This is a genomic window from Haloarcula regularis, assembly GCF_029338315.1.
Lineage (GTDB): Archaea > Halobacteriota > Halobacteria > Halobacteriales > Haloarculaceae > Haloarcula > Haloarcula regularis.
Genome location: NZ_CP119794.1, coordinates 351958 through 370763, shown reverse-complemented (window position 1 = coordinate 370763; position 18806 = coordinate 351958). Strand labels below are relative to the sequence as shown.

The window sequence follows — 18806 nt, the reverse complement described above, 5'->3', positions numbered from 1 at the left end:
CACTGAACTGGCCATCGTCAACAAAAAACCGGAACGCCTCGGCTCGGACGACCTTCATGCCGTCGTGGCGGAGCGGCTCGGCCGCTCGACGTACTTCGTCCACAGCCGCCACAGAAGGCCGCGCAACAGGAGCAAGGAGAGCCTGGGCACGAAGGAACCGTAGCGGATACCGCTCTCCTCGTCGCCGTACAACGCGTCCATCGGGACGTCGACGACAGTGAAGTCGTGGACGTTCATCTTGATGAGCACGTCGTTGAGGAACCCGTAATCGTCGTAGAGGTCGTCGAGCGACAGTCGGTCCAGCGCCTCCCCGGAGATGGCCGTGTAGCCGTTCTGTGGGTCCCGAATGGTCCAGTGACCGCTGGCGACCATCGTGAGGACGCTCAACAGCGTGTTCCCGAAGAGCCGCCAGTTGGACATCTGCCGGCAGTGTTCGAGCGAGACCAGGCGGTTCCCCTTCGCGTACTCGGCGGTGCCCTCGACGACCGGGTCGATGATACGGTCGAGGATGTCCGGGTCCATCTGTCCGTCCCCGTCCATGACGGCGACGACGTCGAGGTCGTTTATCAAGGCGAGTCGATAGCCGGTCTTGACCGCGGCACCCCGCCCGCTGTTTGTCTGGTGTCTGACCGGGACGATGCGGTCCCCGAGCAGGGACGGCGACGCGAACTCCTGGCCAGAACCGTCGGTGAGGGCAGCGATCCCGTCAGTGGCTGTCTCGGGTGCCTGGTCTGTCTCCGGCGGCGTCTCGGCGACGTACTCGGTGATGACAGACCAGGTCTCGTCGGTCGATCTGTCGTCGACCACGAACACCTTGTCGACGAAGCCGGGTATCGTCTCCAGCACCTCGCCGATGAAATCAGCCTCGTTGTAGACGGGGATGACGACGCCGACCGAGGATCCGCGGTACATCTCAGCCACCTCCGCCGGTGGCCAGTCGAGTCCCGGTCGACGTATCGACCGCTCGTCGTCCGTGCTGGAGGCACACGTCCTGCGGGTGGCCATCAGAGCGACCGTCGTCGATTCGTGCGTGGGTACGTTCAGTAAATGTCATGCTGCGTCGGTACCGGTGACGTCGACCCCGTGTCGACCATCCCGTTTCCACCCTCTCCTTCCCCAGAAAGTCGCATTGTTATTCCTTGCTTTCAGTCGGTAGTGACGGTATTCGGGGCAACTCGATACCAGGATGTTGCGTGCAGGATGAATCAGGCAACGCAGGGCGTTCGCCCACGGTCGCCAACCGTCGGCCGACCGCAACGACTGACGTACGCACCTGGTGTGAGACGACCGACACAGAACAGGACAGCGCGACGGAGGCCCGGGGTGGCTGCGCTGAATCGATCCGTGAGCGAGCGGTGATACCGCAAGAAAGAACGAGCCGCGACCGTGGGTCAGTCGAACTGCGCCAGGTACGCGTCGCGGATGGCTGCCTGTTCCGTGTCGTTCAGGCTCTCGTAGTCGGTCCCGTGTTTCGCCTGGGCGAGTTCGTCCCAGGACTCGACCGTGTCACCCTCCTCGGTGAGGAACTGGGCGTCGTACTCCGCCTCTATCTTCTGCTGGAGGTCCATGTCGAGTTCGCTGAACTCGAAGTCTTCGCTTCGGGGCACCGGGACGTCGTAGACCTTGCGCGCGAACTCTTCGCGGGTGTAGACCTGCGTGATGTCGAGGCCATCGGCGAACGGCTGGCGGGCGAATATCTCCTCGATCTGGGGCGTGGTCTCTCCGCTGAGCTCGTCGTAGTGGTGGCCGGTCTTGGCCACCGAGATCTCGTCGAGCGTGGTGTACTCGATGTCCGCACTGGTGTCTTCGGTATCATCGTCGTCTGCCCCACCGGAACCACTGTACGGTGGCCACTTGGCTACGAAGACGGAGTTCTTGGCGGTATCCTCAGTCTTGACGCTGTAAATAAACGTGCCGGTGATGAAGTCCTCGACCGGAAGCGGATCCGGGTCCTCCAGGTACGGGACGTCGAAGACGACGTCTTTGGTCTCGTTGGCCGCGAGCGTGACGTTCTGCGTGAGGCCATACGATTCCGGTTGGTCGTCACCGTCGATGTCGATTTTGAGTTCGACAGACTGCGTGTCCGGCGCGTCACCGGTGTTCTGGATCGTGGCCGTAAACACCATCGGGTCGCCGATGTAGAGGGTGTCGTTCCCGCGGAGTTCGACGACAGTGAACTCGCTCTCGCGGACGCGCAGGTCGGCCGACGCCTCGTGGTCGGTCGACGCCAGCGAGTAAGTGTAGTTCCCGCGCGTGTGGGTGGCCGTGTCGACGCTGAACTGGAAGTCGGCGGACTCACGGGCGCCGAGCGTCAGCGTTCTGTTCTCGAGTGCCTGGCCGTCGTGGGTGAACGTGACCGTCTGCGTGCCGTTTACGTCGCCGACGTTCGACACGGTCCAGGTGACGTTGGCCGTCTCACCGCGAACGACGTCGAGTGAGCCGTTCACGTCGGTCACCTCGAACGTGGCCGGCTGGTGGACGACGAGGCTGCCGCTCCGCTCGTCGTCCCCGGTGCGCAGTTCGTAGCGGTACCACCCGGGCGAGCGGTCGGCAGTCCCGACCGAGAAGGAGACGGTGCCGGACTCGCTTGGGCCGAGCGAGAGTGACTTGCTCGTCTCGAGGTCGTCCTCGCCGAAGCCGCTCCCGTCGGTCAGGTAGAGCTCGACGTCCTGGACACCGCTCGTCTCGCCGTCGTTCGTGACGGTGGCAGTGATGGTCGTGCTGTCGCCCTGGACGACAGGGGAGGACGCGTCACTGTCGTCGAGGGTGAACGTCGCCGGTCGGAGGACGACGAACTCGTTCGTCTCGAGCGGGTCGTCGTCCCCGGTCGTGATCCCGTACGTGTAGGTGCCCGGGTCCATCCCCTCGCTCTGGACGGTCAGCTCGACTGTCCTGGACGCGTCCGCACCGAGCGTGACCTCCTGCTTTGCGACGGTCGTATCGAGGACGCCGTCACCGTCGGTGTCCACGCGGAGTTCGACTTGCCGCGTCCGTTCGGACGATTCGGGGTTCTGGACCGTCGCCCAGACGGTCACGTCCTCGCCCGGGAGGACCTGATCGGAGTCGTCCACGTCGCCGACCGCGAAGTCGACGTCTGCTGTCTCGAGTGATTGTTCCTGTGCAGAGAGCGGTTCACTGAACCCTCCCGTCACGGCACCGACCGTGACGATTCCGACGACTGCGAAGCCGATCAGAACCAACTGCCTGTGGCTGATAGCCATGTCACAGTAGACCGAATACGGAGATATTGTTAGATAGATTGTAATAGCATCCGGGTACGTTCCAGTTCGAGATGGCGTCACGAACGACCCGGTAAGCAGTCTGGAACGATTCGATTAGGAAGGGCTTCCGTCGCTCGGTTTCGGCAGTGTCCGGCGGGGCCGCCGGCGGACGTGGGGACACGTCGTCCCCACCGAGTTCAGTAGATATTTATAACCGCTCGCGAAAGCGGAGGTATGTGGACGGACGAGAAACCGGGAGCTGAAGAGAGTCGCATCGAGGATTTCGTCGACCGGCCACCGAGCGCGGAGATCGCTTTCAAGCTCTCCGAGACACTCGAGAAAGACGTCACGGATATCGAACCCATCGGGAACCAGATCGACACCGACGCGCTGAACCGTCTGTTCCAGCGGAGCGCAGGCGCCGACTTCCGGTTCGAGTTCACACACGCGGGCTGTCACGTCGAGCTGGACCCGACGGGTATCGAGGTCGACCGACTGGACAGCGCACGCGAGTGACCCAGATACCGGGACGAGAAACGTCGCGGGACGGTCGGTCCAAACTGGGGACCGTCAGGCCATGTTCTTTCGTTCGATGGTCTCCCAGACCTGCAATCCTTTGTCCGTGATACCGTAGACGCGCCCTTTCTTCCGATCTTCCGATACCAGGAGGTCGACGAGGTCCATCTCCCGAAGCTCCTGTAGTGCCCGTGAGACGTGCGCGATACTGAGCTCGCGGTCACTCGCGATGAGTGACGGTGTCGCCGGACCTTCCGACAGCCGTCGAATCGTCTCCACGCGATACCGTGAACTGATCACGTAACTTACCTTGTCCCACTGATCGAAGTCTGCCATTATGCGTTGTTCGGCGCTGTAGTCCAGGAGCCGACCGCGCGCTGACGCCGGTCCCTGCGGTTTGTTGTCACACCGACTGATAGATATTTCACGTGGTTCGCGGATAACTCTTGCGCACTCGAGAGGCACGTCCCCGCGACCGTTCCCGGACGGGAGGTGTCAGTCACTGGTGGTCACCTGTATCGACGCCGGGTAGCGCGAGAGCTCGGCCGGGAGTTTTCGGGTGCGGTTCCTGTGTTCGACGAAGCCGCCGACTGCGCTGAGTCCGACGCCGGCTACGAGCAAGAACACGGCGAAGTAAGCGAGCGACAGGGTCAACGACGGAACCAGTGAGGCGACGCCGAACAGGACCACCGCGAACGCGGACGTCGCCGTCGTCAGGTAGTACCAGGGAACCCACCGGCTCTCTTTCGACAGGTAGGCGTCTATCTCGTGGATCCGATCTGTCGGGCGAACCGACTCTCCCTCGTGGGCAACGAGCCCCACCGACTCGAGCTTCGGAATGTGCGTCTGGTACATCGAAACGTAGACACGCTTGCGCTGTCGACTCGTGAGGTCGACGGGCGCGACACCCTCCTCCCACGCGGCGACCTTCGCAGCCAGCGTGGTCACTTCCACCGGTGTCGCTGCGGTCCGGAGGATGTGGAGTATCGCTCGACGGCGAGGGTTGCTGAGCACCTCGTAGGCGTCGTCACGTGGTATCACTGCAGAGTCAGAGCCTATCATCGGCTTTTACTCCCAGTGTCTTTCGTACGGGGTCCGAGTCAGGTGGTTTTCGTAAATCACAGTACAGGATTTGGCGTATAAAGGCCTTTGTTACCTGGGCCATACCTCATGTATTCGGAGCCAAATGGCGAGATAGCTGGCGCAATCCCTGGTTATTTTGTATTGCTGCGTTCCACGTACGAACGACCGGACCCCCCGATGCTACCGAATCGACGTGGTAGTAACCGTTTCGCCGTAGCCGACACGGTGTCAGTTACCCCCAACCCGGGGAACGACGAACCTACCGAGTCCGCTACGAGCGCCGACAGCACGACCTCGAAGAGCGTCCCAGGGACCCGATTGGCCACAGCAACGTCTTCCCTACTATCTGTATAAGATGATATTATCGAATTAGTATCGCCTACTCAGCAGTTGCAAAGGATTAAGTACTTTCCAATAGAATAACAGTTATACCGAGTACAATCGGGTGGCTACTCCAGCCACGGGGAAGAGCCGACACACCCTCGTAAGGCCTCGTGAATGGGCCACGGTAGCGGGAAAGGGAAACTATGGGAGTCAAGGATCAATCAATGTCGCAATCGGAACGGAACGTGGACGAACAATCAGTCACTACTAGCACTTCAGAACAGGTTACAGCGGAGTCAGAGACCGACGAGGCGTCCGACGAACCGCCGGAACCGTCACTCGACCTCATCTTCGAGATCCTGAAGAACAGCCGGCGCCGGGAGGTCATCAAGTATCTCCGCGAGCGCGACGAACGAGTCTCGCTGTCGGACCTCGCAGAACACGTCGCGGCCGTCGAGAACGGTATCACGACGGCCGAACTCAGTTCGAGCCAGCGCAAGCGGGTCTACGTCGGCCTCTACCAGTGTCACCTCCCGAAGATGGACGACATCGGGGTCGTCGAGTTCAACCAGAACCGCGGTCACGTGGAACTCACCGACGAAGCCGTCCACTTCGAGAAGTACCTGGACCACGCCGACGACGGACCGGCGCGTCGCTGGTACAAGTACTACGCAGGCGTCTCCGTCGTCGGGGTCCTCGTCCTGGCGCTTTCGGTCCTCGCACCGGTTCCCGGCTGGGCGGTCATGGCGATGCTCGCACTCGTCGTCGGTATCGCCGGCGTCACCTCCGCGCTGCACTGGGCGGCCGAGAACAGCGACGACTGAGGCTTCATTTTCCGCAGCTCCGGCAGTCGGGTAGACGTCGTATACTTTCCAGAAAGACTCCGATTACAATACGGTGACGACGTGACTGAGTGAGCGTCTACCAGCAAACAGTCCCCACTATGATTCAACGTAGCACGCCGGAGTCGCTCTCGGAACGGAACGCACCCAGCCAGCGCGACCACGGTCCGACCGCCCAACAGTGCGGCCCGCACTGGAGGTAGCGATGTGTGGCATCATCGCGGCCAACGGTACCGAACCGGTCCTCGCGAGCGTCCTGCGTGGACTGCAGAACCTCGAGTATCGGGGCTACGACTCCGCGGGAGTCGCCGTGGGTCTCGAGGACTCGCTTGCCGTCTGCAAGCACGCCGGACAGATTTCGTCCCTCGTGGACGACGTCCGCCGTGACCTCCCCGACGGGACGAGAGCCATCGGGCACACTCGATGGAGCACCCACGGGCCGCCGACCGACGCGAACGCGCACCCGCACACGGACTGTTCGGGTCGGGTGGCGGTGGTCCACAACGGTATCATCGAGAACCACGAGGAACTGAGGGCCGAACTCCGCGCGCGCGGCCACGAGTTCACGAGCGAGACGGACACCGAGGTGGTCGGACACCTGATAGAGCAGTCCATCGAGTCGGGAGCCGACACTGAGACGGCCGTCCGGTCGGCCATCGACCGACTCGAGGGCAGTTACGCGGTCGCCGTGCTCGTCGAGGACGACGACCGGCTATTCGCGGCGCGGCGCGGGTCGCCACTCGCGCTCGGCGTCGGTGCCGACACGTACTATCTCGGGAGCGACGCGCCCGCCTTCCTCGAGTATACCGACCACGTCGTCTACCTCCAGGACGGCGACCTGGTCACGCTCGCGCCGACGTCCTACGAGGTCACCAACGACGGCCGGGTCGTCCAGCGCGAGGTCGAGACCATCGACTGGAGTCCGGCCGACGCCCGAAAGGGAACCTATGACCACTTCATGCTCAAGGAGATCTACGAGCAGCCGTCGGCCATCGAGCAGACGATACAGAGCCGTCTCTCGGACGGGGCCGTCAGACTCGAGGAGCTCGACGCACTCGACGCCGGGTCGCTCTCTGCTGTCCACTTCGTTGCCTGCGGGACGTCCTATCACGCCGGTCTGTACTGTGAACAGCTCCTCCGCGAGCGAGGGGTCGATGCCCAGACGTTCCTCGCCTCGGAGTACAGCGACTCGCCACCGCCGGTCGGCGGCGACGTCCTCACCGTCGCAGTCACCCAGAGTGGCGAGACGGCCGATACGCTCGAGGCGGTCCGCCACGCGCGAGCGGAGGGCGCGACGACCCTGGCCGTGACCAACGTCGTCGGGTCCACGGTGACCAGAGAGTGTGACCACCACGTCTTGATACGGGCGGGCCCCGAGATCGGGGTCGCCGCCACCAAGACGTTCACCTCACAGATAGCCACCCTGCTGTTGCTCGCCGAGCACCTGGTCCGAGCACGCGACGGCGACGCGAGCGGTTACCCGCTCGACGCACTGGCGGCACTCCCGGACCACGCGGCGGAGACGCTCGACCGGTCTCGCGCCGGGGCCGTCGCGCGCCGCTACGCCGACGCCGACTCATATTTCTTCATCGGGCGCGGGACCTGCTACCCCGTGGCCCTCGAGGGGGCGCTGAAGCTCAAGGAGATCTCATACGAGCACGCCGAGGGATTCCCCGCCGGCGAGCTGAAACACGGGCCGCTGGCGCTCGTGACCTCCCGCACGCCAGTGATCGCGTTGTTCTCGGGGCAACACGACGAGAAGACGCTGAGCAACGTCGAAGAGGTCCAGGCCAGGGGCGCCCCGGTCGTCGCTGTCGTCCCCGAGGGCAGCGACCTGGTCGACGGCGGGTTCGACGAGGTCCTGATTGTCCCGGACACCGCTCCCGAACTGACAGCCGTCCTCGGGAACCTCCAGCTCCAGCTGTTCGCGTACTACGTCGCCGACACGCTCGACAGGGCGATAGACAAGCCCCGGAACCTCGCGAAGAGCGTCACAGTCGAGTGAACTTGGGCCGGGCAGACGACCCGGTGTGTCCCCGGTGCCTTTCTGAGACTTCGGGTCTTCTCATCCTCGGGGGCCTCGTTCTCCTTCACCCCTTGATACTGGGAGTTAGGCCGTTGCAATCGAGGAGCGTCTCACTGTCCGACACTGTCGGAGCCGCTAGTGGCGTCTTGTGAGGGCACCTGCACTGCGTCGTCGCCACTGTGGGACGGTGTTCGAAAGAAACGTCGAATCGGAGTTTTTGGGGGAGAGATGCGGGGTGCGAGTGCCGAAAACGGCCCGGCAGTCGTCCCGATGCTTGGCCTGGGGTGGGTGGGGTCGGGTGGGATGGCAAGGGATGTCGGCCAAATAGTCGCTGTAACTTCCTCTCCCCGAGTAGTACCAGGCGATACAGTGATATTGTTATAACCGAGTTATCCGGGAGTAATAGCGGATTGCGCCGAACGGGCAAACCCATTGATAAAGGACGACTGACAATCCAGAGAGCGGGCGGTCCTCGTGCCCGTGCACGCCGGCCGAGTGCTGAAGTCGGCCGGGGCCCGCTCTACCGTCGACGCGGGAGGCGTCACACGCGAGTGGAGTCTGTGCCGACGTCGGGACCGGCCGCGGCCAGCAGGCTTCCGCCGGGGTCCGACGGTGTCCGGCATCGCCGGGTGCGGCGCGATTCGGCATTGTAAATCTCTCCCTATCGCCGGTTTCGCCAGGTGAAATGGCACGTCCGGCGGCTCCGGCGGCAGTACCACTTGCCCGGGAGAGGGTCGCTACGGAGCGAATCGGGAATTCGTCGACTGGCGGATACGATAAGTAGCGATTACTCTGGGGGACGTGGCGTCTGGTCGACTACTTAGTATCGGCGCGCCTGCCGGACCAGCAACACGACGGATGCCGACTGCCCTGGCCTACTGGAGCGACACCGATTCACGCAGGCGGGCGACGCTGGTCAGGACGGGGTAGGTCCACTCGGGCTCCTCGTAGAGGTACGAACAGAAGTCGTGGTTGTCGAACGTCTTGGTCCGGTCGTGGAGTGTTCGCTGTCTGGTGTCGGTGATGGCCCGCAGTTCGCTCTCGAAGGAGTTCCGGTACCACTCGGGCAAGACGCTGCTGTCGATCGGCTCGAGGAGGTCGGCGAGGTCGGCGGCCGCCCGTTCGACCGACGCCTCCTCGGCCTCGACGCAGGAGAGAAGCGACTGGCGCTCGTCGATGGCCCGGTCGACGCCGCCGAGTAGACCCTCCTTGAGCGTCCGCGAGAACTGGACGTCGCTACCCGGGCGCAACACGGCGGCGAAGTCCCAGCCGAACTCGCTCGCGATGCTCTCGACCAGCGTGTCCCCGTAGACCTCGTGCTGGTGATCGACGGCGTAGAACGTCTCCTCGTAGGCCCGCCGGACGGTGTCCGTCTCGTCGCTCGATCCCGTGTCGATCCCGACTGGGAACTGCCCGCGACTGCTCACCGCCTCCGGAGGCACGTCCTCCACAGCGTCCCGGAACGACTCGAGGGCGTCACACTCTGCCGTGAGTTCCCGCCGTTCGCGCTCCAGAGACGCCGTCGCCGTCTCGAGTGGTTCCGCGACGTACTCGTTGAGCGAGTCGAGGAACCAGTGGGGGTTTTCGCGGGCGGGGGAAGTTGACATGGGTGACTGTACCGTGTTAAGAACAATAAATGTTTTACTTACCAACCGATATCGCCGGGTCACGCGCGTGGCTTTATATACGAGCGTGGCAACCCAGACCTGCCCGTGGAGGACGGGTGTGGTCCAATCGATACGGAGCGGTCCTCTCCGCCCGGATTCGACCGGTGGCCCTCAGTCCGGGCGCCCAGGTGAGCGATACGTCGGGAGTCAGAGACAATCCCAGACACACTCGACACGAAATTGAGATATTCGCAGCCAAATGTATTTTGTTTGAACAGAAGTTCGACGATTTGGTCCCAAAGGAGTCCCCGGACAGGGACCCAACACGGGGTAAACGTGACAGAGGGCGACGCCACCCCGCAGCTACGGGACGGCGCCGCCAGTCTGGGCTGGCATCACTACGGTGTGGCGATGACAGGACGGTCGGACAACTCTGTCCCCACGCCCCGGGCGTGGGCACCAGGGTGAGGGACGTAACACGCGCTCGTGAGTAACAATTGTACATTCATTATCACGGCCGCTGCGGGCCGTAGACGTCGCTTCGACCAGTTGATTTTTATAATGGACGTGCCAAACGGGTAGCAATGAGTTCATCGAGTCAGGTCTCCGATGTCGCCCGATTCGACGTCGAGCACATCGGCGGGATCGATAGCGCACAGGTCGACATCCCACCCGGGGTAACCGTCCTGACGGGGAAGAACGCGACAAACAGGACGTCGTTCCTCCAGTCCATCATGGGTGCGATGGGCAGTCGGGAGGTGACACTCAAAGGCGATGCCGACGAGGGACACATCCGACTCGAGTTCGGCGGCGAGACGTACGAGCGAACCCTCGCTCGCACGGGAGACGCCGTGAAGTTCTCGGGGGACCCGTTCCTCGAGGAACCAGAAGTGGCGGACCTCTTCGCGTTCCTGCTCGAGACCAACGAACCCCGGCAGTCCGTCGCCCGTGGAGACGACCTCCGGGAGATCATCATGCGCCCCGTGGATACGACGGCTATCAAGGAGGAGATCAGCCGACTCGAAGCGGAGAAAGAGGAGATAAACGAAGAGCTCGCAACCATCGAGAATCGGAAAACGGACCTCCCAAGGCTCGAACAGCGCCGGACCGAGCTGCGCGAACAGATCGAGGACAAGCGCGACGAGTCGCCGAACTCGAGGCGGAGATCGACGAGAACAGCCAGAACATCGAGGAGAGTCGTCGCGAGCAACAGAAGCTCGAGTCGAAGCTCGACGAGCTCCGCGAGACGCGCTCGGAGATCGAGTCCATCCGCCGGAAGATCGAGACCCAGGAGGAGAGCATCGCCTCGCTGAAATCGGAACGGAGCGAACTCGAGACCGAACGCGAGGAGCTCCCGTCGGCCCCGATGGGCGAACACGCGAACCTCGAGGACGAGATCGTCCGACTCAGGGAACAGCGCCAGTCGCTCAGTACGGAGATCTCCGACCTCCAGAGTCTCATCCAGTACAACGAGGAGCGACTCGAGGACGACGACTACGAGGTCCTGCAGACACTCGAGGACACGTCGACGAGTGGCGAAGTGACCGACAAGCTGCTCGCCGACGACGAGGAGGACCTGGTCTGCTGGACCTGTGGGTCGACCGTCGACCGCGAACAGATCGAGGCGACCGTCGAGCGGCTCCAGTCGCTGCGCCAGGAGAAGGTCGCCGAACTGAACGACCTCAAGACGGAACTGGAAGACCTCAAGGACCAGCAGTCGGAGGCCAAGCGCAAACAGCGCCGGCGAGAGCAACTCGACGAGAAGATCGACGACATCGCGGCCGAGATCGACCGGCGGACCGAACAGGTCGAGTCGCTCAAGGAACAGCGCCAGTCGCTGACCGAGACGGTCGAGACCCTCGAGTCCGACGTCGAGGACCTCGAGTCGGAGGACTTCGAGGAGATCCTCTCCCTCCACACGGAGGCCAACCAGCTCGAGTTCGAGATCGACCGCCTCGAGTCTGACCTCGACGAAGCGACGGAGGAGATAGAGACCATCGAGGGGATGCTCGAGGACGCCGAGGAACTCAGGACGGAGCGCGAGGAGCTGGGTGACCAGCTCACGGACCTCCGGACGAAGATCGACCAGATCGAGAGCCAGGCCGTCGAGGAGTTCAACCAGCACATGGACGCCCTGCTCGAGACCCTCGAGTACGAGAACCTGGACCGCATCTGGATCGAGCGCGTCGAACGCTCCGTTCGCGAGGGGCGTCGCACCGTCGACCGCGCGATGTTCGAACTCCACATCGTCAGGACGACCGAGAACGGCGCGGCCTACGAGGACACCATCGACCACCTCAGCGAGAGCGAGCGGAAGGTGACGGGGCTCATCTTCGCGCTGGCGGGCTACCTCGTCCACGACCTCCACGAGGTGGTCCCGTTCATGCTGCTCGACTCGCTCGAGGCCATCGACGCGGACCGCATCGCGGCGCTGGTGGACTACTTCAGCGACTACGCCGAGTATCTGGTCGTAGCGCTCCTCCCCGAGGACGCCCAGGCGCTCGACGACGACTACCACCGAATCACCGACATCTGAGGGCGACACGCTTTTACTGGTCTCGCCCCACGTTTCAAGCAATAGATGGCTGACGCGACAGAAGACCGTCCGTCGAGCAAAGTAGCCCGGCTCATCGACGACTACGACCTCGACGGACTCGGCGCGGAACTGGAAGCTCGCTGGACGGGGACGGGCGAAGAGCGGATGAGCCTCCGCGACCTCGCGACCCTGTTCAACAAACGCCTCCTGGAACAGCGACTGCTCGACGCCGGCATGAGCGCGCTCGAGACGAACGTGGACATGACCTACCGGAACCTCACCGACGAGGAAGTGAGCACGGGTGTCCAGACCGACACGCGCAGTCGACTGGAGCGAAACGGCGTCGACGTCGACGACCTGTTGGGCGACTTCGTCACGTATCAGGCGATACGCTCGTATCTCAAGGAGTGGCGGGGCGCGGCCTACGAGGGGCCGTCCGACGACGAGAAGATACAGAAGGACCTGGAAAGCATCCAGCGGCTGATGACGCGGACGATGTCGGTCACCGAAGAGCGCATCGAGAAGCTGCGCAACTCGGGGCGGTTCGACCTCGGGGAGTTCGAGGTGTTCCTCGACGCCCAGGTCCTCTGCCAGGAGTGTGGCGCCCAGTACTCCGTCACGGAACTGTTCGAACAGCGCGGCTGTGACTGCGAACGCGGGTCCTGACCGGCGAGACGTGTCGCGCCGTGTGGAGTTCGACGACACCACACACCTTCGACGGCCGTATAGCGAGTCCCCGGCGTCGGTCGGTCGATGCCCGTATCTCGAATCGATACGTTCGCAGAACCGCCATAGATGGAAACACTTTTAGGATTTCTCTGTGAATGCCATCGATATGTCCGACGATTCCGAACCGGAAAGCGATACTGTGGCCGTATCACTCGAAATTACGGGTAACTACGACGACGTCATGGACAGACTCCAGTCGCCGACCGACGGAAGCCCGGGGCTCGAACCGCTCATGGCCGACCTGGAGACGCTGCTCGAGACGGTCGTCCAGATGGACGGTGGCACGCGAAGCGCCATCGCGGAACGGTTGCCCGACACGATGACTGTGGACTTCGACGCACAGGCAGTCGTCGACACCCTGCAGGTGCTCGAACGGTACGACCTGGTCGTCCTGGAGGGCAACACCTGGAAACCGGGCCCGAACCTCCAGCGAGAGTAAGTCAAGACGGCGGGAGAGGTGGTCAGTACGGCGGGGATTCGGCCTCGATGACGCCGGCGAGGTCGTCGTAGTGGCTCGTATGGAACCGGGAGGGCACCCCCATCGAGAGAATCGAGTCGCCGTGACCGAGCGCGACCGCCATGTCTCCCTAGTCGGGGAAGTAGTGCGTGACCGTCTCGGGCGGCGCGTCGAACTCGACGCGGCCGGCGGGCGCCATCTCGACGGCGTAGGAATCGCCCCGGGATTCCGTCGCTTCCCCGTCCGCGGACGCTATCTGCTCGGGTGTAGCCGTGGCCGTCGGCGTGTCGGTCGACGGCTCGGCGGTCGTGTACCTGCTGCCGTCGGCGCCGTCGTCGCTCGAACAGCCAGCGAGGAGGGCGCCGCCGTACTGCAGGACGATCGTCGTGTCGTGTGGTCGGATCCGTCCGCGTCGTCGTACATATTGTTTAGGCCAACCTAAAGAATAAAACCCCTTTCGATATTTAGGTCGGCCTAAAGTAGGGCGGTCGCACGGTTCGGTCGGCGGGCACTATGACCGGGCCGCTCGCCAGCGGGGGAGGTCCGGCGGGAGGCGGGTGGTCGCGGACACCGCCGGCAGTAGCGAGCTCGAATCCAGTGTGGTCAGTCGTCCGCGACCGTCGGCGCCCTCGCTTCCGCCGGGCGCACTTCCGGCTGGTCGGCCACCGGGGTCCACTCCAGGTCCGCCTCGTAGTGGAACGCGCGGTGGCCCTGGGTGGGGTCGACGACCGTCAGCGAGAGCCAGTCGTTGTCCAGCAGCTCGGTCAGGTGGTCGTGGCCGGCCAGCACCTCGGTGGTGCGGTCGACCGGGGCGTGGACGACCGTCGAGAGACGGAGCGGCTGGTGGTACGGGTCGCCGTCGGCGGCCATCAGCGACTCGAACGGGAGCCCGGTCATCAGGTCGCCGCCGTTGCCCTGGTAGACCCCGACGTTCCCGACGGGGTTGTGGGTCACCTTCGACCCGCTGCCGTAGACGGCGTTGTCGACCGTCGAGAAGTAGTACTGGGCGTTGATCCACTGCGTGACGACCATCGGGCCCGTGAGTATGGCCTCGAGGGCGTCGCCCTCGGGGTCGGTCGACCAGTCGTAGGAGTGGAGGAACGACCGGCCGTCGAGAACCAGGTCCTGGGTCAGGGCGCGTGGCCCGACGACGAACCCGGCGTTGCCGGCCAGCCCCCACTCGGGGCGGGTCTCCGCCCAATCGGCGGCGCGGCGTTCCGTCTCGCCGACACCCGTCGAGGCGCCGGCGTCCATCGACCCGGCGCGCTCGGCCGCCGCGCTCTCGCGAGCGGTGGCGAGGTCCTCGCGCAACTGCTCGAGCTCGTCGGCGTGGCTCTCGGGGACGTGGCCGTCGAACAGTTCGACCTCGTCGGTCGTCGTGTTGTGTTCGCCGGCGAGGAAGACGGTGTCCTCGGGTACGTCGACGCCGCGCTCGCGAAGCGCCGCCTGGACGTCCGGGTCGTTACAGATGGACGCGAGCACGCGCGCGTTAGGCCGCCGGGGTTGCCGGCACAGGCCCCGCAGTCGAGACTCGCGTCGTAGGGGTTGTTGGTTGTCTCGCTGGCGTGACCGGTGAAGACGACCAGGCGACCGAACTCCGCCCACCCCATCAGGTCGAAGGCCGTCGCGGCGTACTCGACTTTCTCCTCGTGGGTCAGCCCCACCGGGAGGTCGCCCGCGTAGGTGTGCTGGTGGTGGACGGTCTGGTCGCAGAACTCGTGTCCGTCGGGGACCGCGTCCTCAGCGGTGTCGAACAGGTCGGCGACGCGGCCGGGAACGAGCGTCCGGGCGGCGAGTGCCAGTCCGTACCCGCTCCCGGCCTGCTCGACGAAGCCGAAAGCCGTCGCGGGGTTCGTCTTCAGCGTCTTGACGGCCGACCCCGCGGTCTCGCGGAGGTCCGTCCACGTCGCGTGACTCGCCCGCGTGTCGTCGTCGGTCGGTACCTCGGAGATGCGGTGCTGCGGGTCGAGGATGGGCGGACAGGCGTCGACGGCCACGTCGTCGTAACCCTGGTACTCCATGGGGATGCCGAAGAACCCGGCGTAGCCGTGGGTCTCGTAGTCGCCCGCGGCCTCGACGTGACGGCGGATGACCTCTGATCGGGTGTCGATACAGAAGACCAGTTGCGCGTCGGGGCGCCCCGACGACTCGCGCTCTGTGAACAACTTGCTCTCGTCGGCGACGTGCTCGACGACGTCGCTGCGGTAACTCGCCTCCCAAGCGGTCAGGAACGCGTCGGCGAGTTCGTCGACGGTGTCGGCGTCGGCGCTGTCGGGACCGGTCGATGGTTCGATATCCACGTCGAAGGCGTCGAGCAGCGCGAAGCGGGCGGCGAGGTACCCCTCCAGCGTGATGGGGTGGGCCGACTGCCAGTCCCCGCCGTCCTCGACGCGCTGCTTGACGAACCCGGTCCAGCCCGGGAGCGCGGCCAACTGTTCCTCGAGGATCGGGACCCACTGGCTCTCCGGGTATGGGTCGAGCAGCCTCTCGATGGCCGTCAGCGGCGTCTCGGGCAGGTCACGGACGATCCCCTCCTCGGGGATGTCGCCGTCGTGCTCGGCCACCGTCCGGAAAGCGGCGTAGAACCCGGCCTCGCGGTCCGGCATCGCCCACTCGGCGCGCCCCTCGTCGATGAAGTCCGCCAGCCACTTCGTCAGGACGTGGTCGACGCGTTCGGTGGCGGTGTCTGGGGCGTCGTGCTCGGCGTCGGTGTCCATACGGTCGAGCAGGCTCTCCGGGTCTCCCTCGAAACCGCGTTCCGCGAGCTCTGCCTCGAGTATCTCGGGGTCTATCTGCCCGTCCTCGAGGGCGGCCCGGTAGGTCTCGGGGCGCGGGTACCCGCGCCCGCCGAGCAGATCTGCGGCCTGGATCACGGCCCGGTCGAACGGGAGGTCCTCGAACCCCGCGAGGGGGTTGGCCGTCACGAACGAGTGGATCGGCCAGACCGACCCGACGGTAGTCGCTGCCTTGTCGATGCTGTCGTGAATCGTCGTCTCAGTAGTCATCGTAGTCCTCCGCGGTGGTCGTGATGGTCTGCTGTGGTGGTTGGCTCGCGTTCACCAGCGCGACGTAGAGGCGGTGACTCCGTTGATGGATGCCGGTCTCCACGGCGAGATAGACGCCGACGAAGGCGACCGCTACGAGGGCGTGAAGGGCGGTCAGTTCGGTCGCCGCCGTGACGGCCGGCAGTCCGGACAGGAGGCCCGAGATGGCGGTGTAGACGAGCGCGTAGACGGTGATGGCCGGGAAGAAGACCAGCGGAACCGCCCCGTAACGGACCGTCGCCGAGAGGTCGCTGTGCTGGACGACGCTCCTGGCCGCGTGGAGCGTGGTGAGGACCACGAACAGGGCCAGCAGGAGGCCGCTATCGGGGCTCGTGCCCTTTCCGGTCAAGAACGCGAAGAGCGCGCCGCCGGCGAGTGCCGTCACGAGCGTGACGGAGATGTCGGTCAGGCCTGTCCCCGCCGTCGCGGACGACCCAGGAGCACGGCGCTGGACCTGGCCTCCCGCGCCCAGGAACTGGTAGGCCTTGTAGAAGCCGTGGAGCACGAGGTGGGTTATCGCTGCTCCGAAGAACCCGAGTCCGGCCTGCAGTATCATGAATCCCATCTGCCCGACCGTCGAGCAACCGAGCTCGCCCTTGACGTCCGACTGGACTGACTTGAGCAGCTTCCCACCTAGCGCGCTGACGGCGCCGACGACGACGATGGCCAGCAGTATCGTGGGGTCGACGCTGACGACGGGGGCGAAGCGAGTCAGCAGGATGCCGCCCGCGTTGACGAACCCCGCGTGCATGAGCGCCGACGCCGGCGTCGGCGCGGTCATCGAGGAGAGCAGCCAGGTGTGGAAAGGCACCAGGGCGGACTGTATCATCGCTGCGAGGACGAGCGTCCCAGCGGCGACGACCAGGGCCGTCCCATCTAGCGACCCGGACACCGAGGCGACTCCTGAGATCGTCGTCGCCCCCGTCGTCCACCAGAGCGTCGCCACCGCGACACCCAGGAGCGCGCTGCTCGCGAGGAAGTACCTGCGGGCGACCTTCGCGGCCGCCTGTGCCTGGTTCCACCCGTCGACGACGCCGACGAGTCTAGCCATCAGAAGTCCCATCGTCAGCCACAGCGCGCCGAACAGGGCGACGTGGTCGGCGGCGACGAGCCCCATCACGACCACGGTGAAGCCAAACACGGTGACGAAGAAGTCGGTCTCGACGGCGTTGCCGGCCATATAGCGGCGCGAATAACTGTGGACGATGCCGCTGAAGAACGTGACAACCACCCACAGCAGGACGGTCAGGCCGTCGACGACGGCCACGCCCGGGACCACCCAGGCGCCGTCGGACAGGAGTCGGGCGCCCAGGACGGCGATGCTCGCCGCGAACAGCGACCACACGAGCCACGTTAGTGCAACGGGCACGAACGGCGACTCCGCCGTCGTGTCCGGGAGCGCTCCGACCGTCGGTTTCGGGTTGTGTCCTGACATCGTTCGGTCCGGTCTGCGACCAGTTCCGGCGTTCGGGGTGGCCCGGATACCGTCACCGGTCGTCTCTACCCCGATATTGTAACAAACTGTCTATTAAATCTATCTAATTTACCAGACTGTTCGACAATAGGTTATGAAAGAACATTATGATTCCAGGTGGATAGTCCGACGGACCCTTTTGATTACGGGCACGCGATAACGGGAGCAGGCACAGGGTCGACGGTACCGGAAGCACACCACAGGTCCACACGGCTCGTGCTGGGGGTTATGAGAGCGTCCGTCGGAGCAGTGCCAACCCGTGCTGAGCGACAGTAACCCGGCGACGTCACCGGCCGCAGAACAGCATCCGCGACGCCTATCGCGACGCGGGGACGTGAGCATCTGGAGCAGCGAGGGGGTTCAGACGGGGAGTCACCCGTGTTTAGCCCCACCCTTCGGCGCTCACTCGTCGTCCGCGGTCCCCGTCCGGGTGTCGAACCTACCGAAGGGGGTCGTCACGTGGCTTCGAACGAGGACTTCGTCGGCGACGGTAAGGCCCATGTCGAGGAGTTCCTGGGCCACCGGCGTGATGTCGCTGTCCGTCTCGCCGACGGCGGTGACGAGGAGGTTCTGTTCACCGGTGACGAGTTCCTGCACCGAGACGACGCCGTCTATCTCGAGGATTTCGGGGACGATGTCGCCCCGGTCCGGGATCGACGCGGTGCAGTAGAGCAACATCCGGAGCGGGTACCCGGACTTCTGGTAGTCGACACTGGCACTGTACCCCTTGATGACGCCCTCGGACTCGAGGCGCTGGATGCGCTTGCGGACGGTGCTGTCCGAGGTTCCGGTTCGCTCCGCGATGTCGCCGGACGACATGTTCCGGGCGTCCTCCTGGAGCGCGTACAGTATCGCCCTGTCGACCTCGTCGATGTCTCCGTCAACCATACCGGGGTGTCCGCGGCAGAGACACTTTACCTTTGTACGTTGCGCGGGTCCCAGTAGCG

At 64.5% G+C, this 18806-nt stretch carries 12 protein-coding genes and 2 pseudogenes; 6 read left to right on the top strand and 8 right to left on the bottom strand.

Features of this window, described 5'->3' with window-relative positions:
- Nucleotides 1-54: 54 nt before the first annotated feature.
- The gene (locus P1N55_RS01990) at nt 55-912 is read right to left on the bottom strand and encodes a glycosyltransferase family 2 protein (RefSeq protein WP_379690414.1); all 858 of its coding nucleotides are present in this window, start codon (nt 910-912) and stop codon (nt 55-57) included.
- A gap of 479 nt (nt 913-1391) precedes the next feature.
- The gene (locus P1N55_RS01985; RefSeq protein ID WP_276277351.1) at nt 1392-3221 is read right to left on the bottom strand and encodes a COG1361 family protein; all 1830 of its coding nucleotides are present in this window, start codon (nt 3219-3221) and stop codon (nt 1392-1394) included.
- Nucleotides 3222-3455: 234 nt separating this feature from the next.
- Between P1N55_RS01985 and P1N55_RS01980 the strand changes: the two genes are divergently transcribed.
- Entirely contained in the window at nt 3456-3737 is a 282-nt protein-coding gene (locus P1N55_RS01980; RefSeq protein ID WP_276277350.1) for a HalOD1 output domain-containing protein, read from the top strand.
- 54 nt (nt 3738-3791) lie between these two features.
- Here the strand turns inward: P1N55_RS01980 and P1N55_RS01975 are convergent, their stop codons facing one another.
- The gene (locus tag P1N55_RS01975; RefSeq protein ID WP_276277349.1) at nt 3792-4073 is read right to left on the bottom strand and encodes a winged helix-turn-helix domain-containing protein; all 282 of its coding nucleotides are present in this window, start codon (nt 4071-4073) and stop codon (nt 3792-3794) included.
- Nucleotides 4074-4232: 159 nt separating this feature from the next.
- Nucleotides 4233-4778 carry a DUF7344 domain-containing protein gene (locus P1N55_RS01970; protein ID WP_276277348.1) on the bottom strand — a complete coding sequence of 182 codons (546 nt, stop codon included), beginning with the start codon at nt 4776-4778 and terminating at the stop codon, nt 4233-4235.
- Nucleotides 4779-5389: 611 nt separating this feature from the next.
- On the opposite strand from P1N55_RS01970, the gene P1N55_RS01965 reads away from it, so the two are divergent.
- Both P1N55_RS01965 and glmS read left to right on the top strand, forming a co-directional pair.
- The gene (locus P1N55_RS01965; protein WP_346429989.1) at nt 5390-5968 is read left to right on the top strand and encodes a DUF7344 domain-containing protein; all 579 of its coding nucleotides are present in this window, start codon (nt 5390-5392) and stop codon (nt 5966-5968) included.
- A 223-nt stretch (nt 5969-6191) separates the two neighbouring features.
- Complete coding sequence (glmS, locus tag P1N55_RS01960) at nt 6192-7991, top strand: glutamine--fructose-6-phosphate transaminase (isomerizing) (RefSeq protein WP_276278659.1); 1800 nt, start codon at nt 6192-6194, stop codon at nt 7989-7991.
- Nucleotides 7992-8887: 896 nt separating this feature from the next.
- Here glmS and P1N55_RS01955 read toward each other — a convergent pair.
- Nucleotides 8888-9619 carry a DUF7260 family protein gene (locus P1N55_RS01955; protein WP_276277346.1) on the bottom strand — a complete coding sequence of 244 codons (732 nt, stop codon included), beginning with the start codon at nt 9617-9619 and terminating at the stop codon, nt 8888-8890.
- 584 nt (nt 9620-10203) lie between these two features.
- Here P1N55_RS01955 and P1N55_RS01950 point away from each other — a divergent pair.
- From P1N55_RS01950 to P1N55_RS01940, 3 genes and pseudogenes are all read left to right on the top strand, one after another.
- Nucleotides 10204-12155 (top strand): annotated as a pseudogene (locus P1N55_RS01950) (archaea-specific SMC-related protein).
- A gap of 45 nt (nt 12156-12200) precedes the next feature.
- The gene (rdfA, locus tag P1N55_RS01945; RefSeq protein WP_276277345.1) at nt 12201-12821 is read left to right on the top strand and encodes a rod-determining factor RdfA; all 621 of its coding nucleotides are present in this window, start codon (nt 12201-12203) and stop codon (nt 12819-12821) included.
- A 169-nt stretch (nt 12822-12990) separates the two neighbouring features.
- The gene (locus tag P1N55_RS01940; RefSeq protein ID WP_276277344.1) at nt 12991-13323 is read left to right on the top strand and encodes a hypothetical protein; all 333 of its coding nucleotides are present in this window, start codon (nt 12991-12993) and stop codon (nt 13321-13323) included.
- A gap of 621 nt (nt 13324-13944) precedes the next feature.
- Here the strand turns inward: P1N55_RS01940 and P1N55_RS01935 are convergent.
- The 3 genes and pseudogenes from P1N55_RS01935 to P1N55_RS01925 all read right to left on the bottom strand — a co-directional run bounded on the left by P1N55_RS01935 (nt 13945) and on the right by P1N55_RS01925 (nt 18747).
- Nucleotides 13945-16346, bottom strand: a pseudogene (locus P1N55_RS01935) (DUF2309 domain-containing protein).
- Nucleotides 16336-17820 (bottom strand): proton-conducting transporter transmembrane domain-containing protein, encoded by a 1485-nt coding sequence (locus P1N55_RS01930; protein WP_276277343.1) that lies wholly within the window; start codon nt 17818-17820, stop codon nt 16336-16338. The pseudogene P1N55_RS01935 and the gene P1N55_RS01930 overlap by 11 nt, the downstream one beginning before the upstream one ends.
- Nucleotides 17821-18261: 441 nt before the next feature.
- A complete protein-coding gene (locus P1N55_RS01925; RefSeq protein ID WP_276277342.1) occupies nt 18262-18747 on the bottom strand; it encodes an Lrp/AsnC family transcriptional regulator in 486 nt (161 codons plus the stop codon).
- Nucleotides 18748-18806: the final 59 nt, after the last annotated feature.

Bases quoted from the DNA above. Each gene is read 5' to 3' on its own strand.
- P1N55_RS01990 (WP_379690414.1), bottom strand. From the start codon at position 912: ATGTACCGCGGATCCTCGGTCGGCGTCGTCATCCCCGTCTACAACGAG.
- P1N55_RS01985 (WP_276277351.1), bottom strand. From the start codon at position 3,221: ATGGCTATCAGCCACAGGCAGTTGGTTCTGATCGGCTTCGCAGTCGTC.
- P1N55_RS01980 (WP_276277350.1), top strand. From the start codon at position 3,456: ATGTGGACGGACGAGAAACCGGGAGCTGAAGAGAGTCGCATCGAGGAT.
- P1N55_RS01975 (WP_276277349.1), bottom strand. From the start codon at position 4,073: ATGGCAGACTTCGATCAGTGGGACAAGGTAAGTTACGTGATCAGTTCA.
- glmS (WP_276278659.1), top strand. From the start codon at position 6,192: ATGTGTGGCATCATCGCGGCCAACGGTACCGAACCGGTCCTCGCGAGC.
- P1N55_RS01955 (WP_276277346.1), bottom strand. From the start codon at position 9,619: ATGTCAACTTCCCCCGCCCGCGAAAACCCCCACTGGTTCCTCGACTCG.
- rdfA (WP_276277345.1), top strand. From the start codon at position 12,201: ATGGCTGACGCGACAGAAGACCGTCCGTCGAGCAAAGTAGCCCGGCTC.
- P1N55_RS01940 (WP_276277344.1), top strand. From the start codon at position 12,991: ATGTCCGACGATTCCGAACCGGAAAGCGATACTGTGGCCGTATCACTC.
- P1N55_RS01930 (WP_276277343.1), bottom strand. From the start codon at position 17,820: ATGTCAGGACACAACCCGAAACCGACGGTCGGAGCGCTCCCGGACACG.
- P1N55_RS01925 (WP_276277342.1), bottom strand. From the start codon at position 18,747: ATGGTTGACGGAGACATCGACGAGGTCGACAGGGCGATACTGTACGCG.